Annotated in this window: 6 protein-coding genes and 1 pseudogene; 2 read left to right on the top strand and 5 right to left on the bottom strand. The window is 62.7% G+C overall.

Features of this window, described 5'->3' with window-relative positions:
• The 3 genes and pseudogenes from QQJ84_RS02075 to QQJ84_RS02070 all read right to left on the bottom strand — a co-directional run.
• On the bottom strand, positions 1 to 3,495 hold a 3,495-nt coding region (locus QQJ84_RS02075; RefSeq protein WP_284256267.1), incomplete at its 3' end, for a two-partner secretion domain-containing protein.
• A 21-nt stretch (positions 3,496 to 3,516) separates the two neighbouring features.
• Positions 3,517 to 3,618 (bottom strand): annotated as a pseudogene (locus tag QQJ84_RS19415) (ESPR domain-containing protein); the annotation flags it as partial.
• A 52-nt stretch (positions 3,619 to 3,670) separates the two neighbouring features.
• Positions 3,671 to 3,901, bottom strand: coding sequence for a hypothetical protein (locus QQJ84_RS02070; protein ID WP_284256266.1), 231 nt, complete (start codon positions 3,899 to 3,901; stop codon positions 3,671 to 3,673).
• Positions 3,902 to 3,957: 56 nt separating this feature from the next.
• Between QQJ84_RS02070 and QQJ84_RS02065 the strand changes: the two genes are divergently transcribed.
• A complete protein-coding gene (locus tag QQJ84_RS02065) occupies positions 3,958 to 4,827 on the top strand; it encodes an NAD(P)-dependent oxidoreductase (RefSeq protein WP_284256265.1) in 870 nt (289 codons plus the stop codon).
• A complete protein-coding gene (locus tag QQJ84_RS02060; RefSeq protein ID WP_284256264.1) occupies positions 4,824 to 5,945 on the top strand; it encodes a flavin monoamine oxidase family protein in 1,122 nt (373 codons plus the stop codon). Before QQJ84_RS02065 ends, QQJ84_RS02060 begins: the two co-directional genes overlap by 4 nt.
• Positions 5,946 to 6,122: 177 nt before the next feature.
• Here the strand turns inward: QQJ84_RS02060 and QQJ84_RS02055 are convergent, their stop codons facing one another.
• Both QQJ84_RS02055 and hpnJ read right to left on the bottom strand, forming a co-directional pair.
• Positions 6,123 to 6,758: a phosphoribosylanthranilate isomerase gene (locus QQJ84_RS02055; protein WP_284256263.1), complete on the bottom strand. Its 636-nt coding sequence runs from the start codon at positions 6,756 to 6,758 to the stop codon at positions 6,123 to 6,125.
• Positions 6,759 to 8,183: a hopanoid biosynthesis associated radical SAM protein HpnJ gene (hpnJ, locus tag QQJ84_RS02050; RefSeq protein WP_284256262.1), complete on the bottom strand. Its 1,425-nt coding sequence runs from the start codon at positions 8,181 to 8,183 to the stop codon at positions 6,759 to 6,761.
• Between the last annotated feature and the right edge of the window lies 1 nt (position 8,184).

Genomic DNA, 8,184 nt, shown 5'->3' with positions numbered 1-8,184 from the left:
GCCCGTTACCGTCAGCGCCGCCGGGGTGATGTTCACCGGGGCGAGCGTGGGCTGGGTCAGCATGTAGTTGCTGGCCAGGCCGGTGCCATTGGCCAGAGAGATGTTGGTGGTTACCCCCTCAGCTCCGGCGTTGGGGCTGGCCAGTGTGCCGGTGCTGGTGTTCAGCAGGGAGAGTGTCTGCCCGCCGATCAGCCCGTTCAGAGCGCCCGTGCCGATCAGCGCATCAACATTGGCGCCGTTATATATCTGGTTGGTGCCCGAGAGGCCCGTTACCGTCAGCGCCGCCGGGGTGATGGTGTAGGCTGTGCTATTCCCCGCAGCCTGCGCCAGCACATAGTTGGGGGTGTTCAATGTTAGCCCGGAACCATCGAGCGCATAGGTACCGGCGTTGCTTGCGCTGGTCGCGGTGGTCGTGAAACTTGCCGTTCCGGAGGTGGTGCTGGCCAGCGTATCAGAGCCCATAAAGCCGGTGATGCTGCCGGTGAGCGGCGCAATGCTGGCACCATAAGCGCTGTTGGCCGCGGTGGCGTTATAGGATAATATCGCCGGGTTAATGGTCAGGCCGCCCTTTACGTAAATGAAGGTGTAAGGGTTCGTTCCACCTCCGGTCCAGGTCGCGCCGCTGACATTCTCTTCATAAATGCCTATGGAAGAGGTGCTGACTGGCGTGACCGACCATGTTTCGGTTGCCGCCGTAACATTGGTGGGCGGCGTGGGAGTCGCGGTGCTGCCCTGGATTGTGTAGGTAATCGGAAGGTTCGCCGGCGGCGCTGTGCCATAAGTATCTGTCTGGCTGGTTGCCGCAATGGTCAGCAATTGCGTAGGAATATAGCCGCCACTTCCATTGGCGACCTCCACCTGACCGTTAACGTTCGTACCGTTGGTGGTGTTCAGCGTCGGGTTTTGCGGCAGTTCAATCACCTTGCCTGTCGCGTTCAGCGACAATAGCGGCGAATTCGTGCCAACACCTGCGCCAAACGTGATGGTGCCCGTGCCGGAATTAACCGTCAGCGGTGAGGCCGCGAGGTTGGTTTCCTTCACGTAGGGGAGGAGGTGGATGATCGGGTTAAGGTCGTTCCAATTCCCGGCTGTGCCAACAAATTGCAACGCCCACTCATTTGCACCTGATGGCGTCAGGTTCGAACCGTTGTAATTATTTGGTTCGCCGTTCGGATAATTATTCCAGTTGAAGTAGGCGCCGTTGATCGCCGTTCCGCCGAAGCCGTTTGTTGTTGTGGTGCCATTTTGCGTGAAGAAGGCCGTGCCATAGCCTGTGGGAGAGGAAGTGTTCACCACCAGCCCGAGCGGACCCGCGATCCAGTACCAGGTATTATCCAGCGTTGTGGTGTCGGCAGCATTTGGCGTGCCCGTAACCGTATTGGCCACGAGACGCTCAGCACCCAGCCACGCCGGCGAATAATTGGAGGCGAAACTCGCCACCGCGTTAAGCAGCGAGGTGTTTGGCGTTGCCAAATACGTATCCCCGACATTGGCTCCCGTGCCCGAGGCTGCTCCGGTATAGGCTTGGTTCCAGTTATAACTTCCTGAAACAAGCTGGAACGTATTTCCCGAATCCACGGTACCCGCGAAAAGCACATTCCCGTCACTGCCTGTGCCCGTATGCGCGCTATTGATGGTGAATCCTGAAGGGTTGGCGATCACCGTCTGGCCGTAGATATTTACATTGCCACCCGATCCGGCTGCGGAGGTGGTATCCAGCGTCACCATTTGGTTGGCCGCCGAGCCGCCGCCATCCTGCTGGAGTTGCGAGTTCACATACACATCGCCGCCCGCGAGTTGGGTCACGCCGCTGGCGCTCGTGAGTTTCTGATTGGTGCCGAAATTAATGACGCCGCCATTGGTGGTGATATTGGCCGCCAGCATGACGGCGCCGGTGCCCGTTAGTGTGCCGCCGTTATTGCCTGCATACAGGTTAACGTTCAGCGCCCCGCTGGTGCTGGAAATCGGCGCGCCGACATACACGCTGTTTGCCGCCTGCAAGGTTAAAGTTCCACCGCCAGGGCCGGAGGTTTGTAGGATGGGTGAGACCACCCAGACGTCGAACGCGCCGCCATTCGCGAGCCCGGAAGTCTCCACCGTCACGCTGGTGCCGGCATTCAGCGCCGCATCGATCGTCGCGGGGTCGAGATAAGATGTGCTGATGCCCGAGATCACCTGCGGGTTCGTTCCACTCGCCGTGGTGCCGGATGCAGCGGTATTAGACGTAATCTCGACCATTGTCGGGTCCAGCAGCCATTGCCCAGCCGTGCCGTGCGGTGCGGCGGCGCTTACCTTGATGCCGGTTGTATCCAGATTGGCGCCGGAGGTTTCAATCAACCCGCCATTGCCGCCCACGGCGCCGCCCTTGGCCAGCAGCCTGCCCGCCACCTGGGTTTGCGACGCGGCATTGGTTACATCCGACCAAACGCTGATCTGCCCGCCGTTGCCGGTGCCGGTCGCACTGGCATCCAGCACTGCGGTTACGGCGAGCTTGGTGGTCATGGCCTGGGCGATACCGCCGCCGCCATGTATCCCGCCGCCGATGTTGATCTGCCCGCCGCCCGTGGCGCCGGTTGCAAAAATTTTCGCGCCATCCACCACCGCAACGTTCTGCCCGGTGACGACGACATGCCCGCCGGTCCCGCTGGCGGAGGAGGCATCCAGCGTGCCGCCCGCCTGCACCGTGCCGGAATCGCCGCCGAGCAGCGTGATCACCCCGTTGCGCGAGGCAACGCCCTGCGCACTGATCACGCCGGTGTTGTTCACAACCGTTTGCAGCAACGCGCTCTTTGCCTGCGCGCTGAGAATCACGGCGCCGCCCGGCGCCTGGATAACGCCGCCATTACGCGCAGCCGCCTTCAGCGCCGCCGCGCTGACCTGAAACGACACCAGGCTGTTGCCCGCCAGAGTCATGTTCACCGCGCCGCCCGCACCCAGCGCGGTGGTGCCGCCGGGAGTGCTGATGCTGCCCTCGTTATCCACCACAGGGCCGATAAACGCCACCGAACCGCCATTGGCGGCGGTGATGCTGCCTGCATTCACCACGCTGTTTGTGCTGCTGCCGCTGAAATTATACTTCATGGCGGTAAAATCCTGGTCCGAAATGCCCAGCGTCGAGGCGACCAGCCCGCCAACGCTCACCTGCGCCCCGGGAGCAAAATAAATCCCGTTCGGGTTCACCAGGAATACCTGGCCATTGGCGGTGATCTTGCCGTAAATCGCGCTGGCGTCGCTGCCCAGAACGCGGTTCAGCACCACGCTGCTCACCCCCGGCTGGCGGAAATTCACGCTCTCATTCGCCCCAACGCCGAAGCTCTGCCAGTTGATGATCGCGCTGTTGCTCGACTGCGTGACCGTGACCGCCGCGCCGCTCTGCTGAATATTGGCCTGCCCACTCACCACCTGCCCGCCCGTGGGCAGCGCCAACGCCGCCATGGGAGACAGGCTCCCAAGCACAGAGAGCGCCCCAGCCAGCCCGGCAACACCCTTGCTCACGCCACCCTGGCGACTCCGGCGAGACGCCCGGCGTCCGCCACGCCCTGGTCCACAAGCAACCTCGGGTACAGGCACCAGAGCATTGAGAGCGCGACTCCAAACAAGCTTATATACGTGATTCATCGTTGCGCTTCCCAGACAGTTTCACTGAGATTTTGTTTTTAATGGAATTTAGTTAACAATAAGTAATGTATTTTCCGCCTTCGAACTCATCAACCGGAGATATAAACATCGCCGGATCACCGAAGAGCGCGATGGCCTGATCGTTCAGGCCCGTCGCATCAGGTTTCAGTACAATCCGCTCAATCAGCGTGCGCGGCGCCCCCATTGCCTCGGTCAGGCAGCAGCCGCACGAAAGGTCCGGCCGCTTTAACCTGCGCGCCCCGGCAATGCCTGACTTGCGCATTACCCTCCGGCTCCCCACCATTGCAGCACATCATCATCGGATCGGAGTCACGCAGCATGAAGATTGGTTTTCTTGGCCTGGGGCAGATGGGTCATGGCATGGCCGCGAACCTCATAAGGGCCGGGCATGAGGTAACTCTCTATAACCGCACGCCGGGCAAGGCTGCGGGGCTGGATGCGGCGCGCGCCGCTACGCCAGGCGAGGCGGCCCTGGGCAAGGAGGTGGTGTTCACCATGCTCGCCAACGATGCCGCGCTGGAGGCGGTGGTGCACGGGGCCGATGGCGTGCTCGCTCATCTGCCGGCGGGAGCCATCCATGTCTCCTGCAGCACCATCAGCGTGGCGCTGGCCGAGGCGCTGACCGCGGCACACGCAAACGCGGGGCAGCGTTTCGTCTCCGCCCCGGTATTCGGCCGGCCCGATGCCGCCGCCGCTGCCAAGCTGTTCATAGCCGCCGCCGGGGAGAGTGCAGATCTCGCCCGGCTGCAGCCGCTGTTCGGCGTGCTCGCTCAGCGCAGCTTCATCATGAGCGATATGCCCGCGCGGGCCAATCTCGTGAAGCTGAGCGGCAATTTCCTGATCGCCGCGGTCATCGAGGCGCTGGGCGAGGCGCTGGCCCTGGTCGGCAAGGGCGGCGTTGATAAGCACGCCTATCTCGAACTGCTCACCTCCAGCCTGTTCAACGCGCCGGTTTACAAAACCTATGGCAATTTGCTGGTGGAGCAAAAATTCGAGCCGCCTGGCTTCGCCGCCGCGCTGGGACAGAAGGATATCCGCCTCGTGCTCGCGGCGGCGGAGACGTTGAACGTGCCGCTGCCGCTGGCCAGCCTGGTGCGCGACCGCTTCCTCACATTACTGGCAAATGGCGGCGAGGGGCTCGACTGGTCGGCCTTCGGCGCGCTGGCCGCCAAAGATTCGGGGCAGTGACAAACCACCAGCGAACCGTTCTGATTGCCGGTGGCGGCCTGGCTGGGCTGACGTCTGCCTATCTGCTCCACCGCGAGGGGATCGGCTTCGAACTCTTTGAGGCGCGCGACCGGCTGGGAGGGCGGGTGATGTCCCTCGATGCCTCCGGCAACCCGGCGGCCGAAGGCTTCGACCTGGGCCCCTCTTGGTTCTGGCCGCAACTTCAGCCGCGTATGGCCGAATTTGTCGAAGCTCTGGGGCTGACCACCTTTGCCCAGAACAGCGAGGGGGACGTGCTTTTTCACCGCATGTCGCGCGAGGCGCCGCAGCGTTATCGCGGCATGGCGCAGGAAGCGCAGTCAATGCGCCTCGTGGGCGGCACCGGCGCGCTCATTGCAGCCCTGGCCGCCTCGCTGCCGGCACATTGCCTGCATATTGGCGCGCGGGTGACGGCGTTGCACCTGCGCGAGGACGGGGTGGAGGCGGCGCTGAGTAAGCCCGATGGCAACGAGCGCATGGCGCGCGGCGCCTATGCGTTGCTTGCCGCCCCACCGCGCCTCCTGGAGGCGGCCATGTCCTTCTTCCCCGCTCTGCCTCCGGCCACCGCCGGGCTCTGGCGCGCCATCCCCACCTGGATGGCGCCTCATGCCAAATTCCTTGCCCTGTATGACCGGCCGTTCTGGCGCGAGGCCGGACTCTCCGGCACGGCGCAGAGCATGGCCGGGCCAATGATGGAGATTCACGACGCCACGACCGCCTCCGGGCAGGCGGCTTTGTTCGGGTTCCTCGGCGTTCCCACCGCGCAGCGGTCGGTGGCCGGCGAGGCCGCGATCACCGCCGCCTGCGTGCAGCAACTCGCGCTGCTGTTTGGGCCTGAGGCGGGTATGCCGCGCGCCACGCTGTTCAAAGACTGGGCCGCCGACAAGCTGACCGCCACCGCCGCCGACCAGATCGCGGGCGGGCACCCTGCCGCCGGCGTGCACAACTGGGTTGATGGCGCCTGGGCACAACGCCTGCTCCTGGCGGGAAGCGAAACCAGCCCGCTTGAACCTGGCTATCTGGCCGGGGCGGTGGAAGCCGCCATCCGCGCCGTGGCCGAACTCAGGCGCCGGATCAGGGAAGAAAAGGAAGATAACTGATGCCAATGGCCGTATATGATGACTCATCATCGCAGGCTGTTGGTATCGCGCGGCCGGGCGTGGCGCGCGGAACATGTCAATGACGTTGAGACACCCGGGCCGGTTATTTAGCCGTTTTTCTGAGGGCGATTCACGCTTTCGGCTCGCTCGGTTGAACGAACCTCAAACGATCGCACTCTAGAGCCGCCGGACAGCCGCGACGAATTGCCTGATTAGCTCTGGAGATTTTTCTCCCGGGGCGGTTTCGACGCCGGAGGAAACATCCGCGCCGGGGGCGTTGGTCTGGGTCATGGCCGTGATGACGTTGCCGGGGTTCAGGCCGCCGGCCAGTAGCCATAATTTCTGGGTCCGCCAGGTGGAGAGGAGGTTCCAATCCGCCAGAACGGCGTTGCCGCCAGGGCGGGTGGCGCCTGGCGGGGGTTTGGCTTCCACCACATAGCCGTCGGATACTTCGTCAGGGGCGGGGAAATCCGCCGGGGTTGCGACACCCACCGCGCGCCAGACCGGGCGGCCAAAACGGTTGCGCAGCGCGGCGATGGCTTCCACCGGGGCGTGAACCTGCAAAATGTCGAGCGAGACCTGTTGCAGGATTTCATCGATTTCATCGAGACCCGGATTCACGAACAGGCCAACACGAAGCGGCCCGCCCGCGTGCCGGGCCGCGAGCGCCGCCGCCTCGCCGGGCGTGACGTAGCGCGGCGAGGCGGGGAAGAAGACAAAGCCGAGGTAATCAGCGCCGGCCTCAACCACCGCGTCAAACGAGGCGGGGCTGTTGATGCCGCAGATTTTGACCTTACGGCGTAGCGCCATCATTTATGCCGCTTTGCGTTCTTTCAGGAAGGCGAAGAACTCGACACCCTCGCGCAGGCGGCGCTTCATCATGTCCGGGCTGCGGATCATCTCATTGAGAATGGAGAGGATTTTCGACGGCCGGAAATAGAATTTGCGGTAGATGGTTTCCACCGAGTTGAAAATTTCCTGATGGCTCAGATGCGGGTAGTGCAGCGGGGCGATCTGCACGCCGTGCTCATCGATCAGCTCCGCGTGTTCAATGTCGAGCCAGCCTTCCTTAACGGCCTGATTATAGAGGAAGGTCCCGGGATAGGGCGCCGCCAGGGACACCTGGATGGTGTGCGGGTTGATCTCCTTGGCGAATTCCACCGTCTCCTTCAGGGTTTCCTGCGTCTCGCCGGGCAGGCCGACGATGAAGGTGCCGTGAATTTTGATGCCGAGCTTGTGGCAGTCGGCGGTGAAGCGCTTGGCGACGTCTATGCGCATGCCTTTTTTGATGTTGTAGAGAATCTGCTGATTGCCGCTCTCGTAGCCGACAAGGAGCAGGCGCAGGCCGTTCTCTTTCAGTATTTTCAAGGTCTTGTAGGGCACATTCGCCTTGGCGTTGCAGGACCAGGTGACGCCGAGCTTGCCCAGCTCGATCGCGATGGCCTCAGCGCGCGGCAGGTCATCGGTAAACGTGTCGTCGTCAAACATGAACTCTTCAACCTGCGGGAAGAGCTCCTTCGCGCGCTTGATTTCAGCGATCACGTTTTCCACCGAGCGGGTGCGGTATTTATGCCCGCCCACCGTCTGCGGCCACAGGCAGAAGGTGCAATGCGATTTGCAGCCGCGCCCGGTGTAGATGGAGACATACGGGTGCTTGAGGTAGCCGATGAAATAATCCTCGATGCGCAGGTGCTTGGCATAAACCTCGGTGACGAAGGGCAGTTGGTCCATATCGTGCAGGATCGCGCGGTCCTTGTTCTTGATCAGCGCGCCATTGGCATCGCGGTACATGATGCCGTCGACCTCGGCGAAGGGCTTGCCCTCGGCGATTTCCTTGATGGTGAAATCAAACTCGTTACCGGCGACAAAATCGACCACCTTCGCGCGGCTCAGCGATTCCTCGGGCTGCACCGCCACTTTCGCGCCGACGAAGCCGATGATCATGTCCGGGTTTTCCGCCTTGAAGGCTTCGGCCACTTTCACATCGTTGCCGAACGAGGGCGTGGAGGTGTGGATGATCAGCAGGTCATGGGTTTTGGCGTGGGGCAGCACATCGGCCATGGTCAGGCGCGCCGGGGGGGCGTCGATCAATGTGGAATCGGGCAGCAAGGCTGCCGGCTGGGCCAGCCAGGTTGGGAACCAAAAGGATTTGATCTCGCGCCGCGCCTGATAGCGTGAGCCGGCACCACCATCAAAACCGTCAAAGGAGGGCGGCTGCAAAAACAAGGTCTTCAACATG

Source organism: Acidocella aquatica (assembly GCF_030160635.1).
In the GTDB taxonomy this organism is placed as follows: domain Bacteria; phylum Pseudomonadota; class Alphaproteobacteria; order Acetobacterales; family Acetobacteraceae; genus Acidocella; species Acidocella aquatica.
This window is presented reverse-complemented; position numbering and strand designations above follow the sequence as displayed.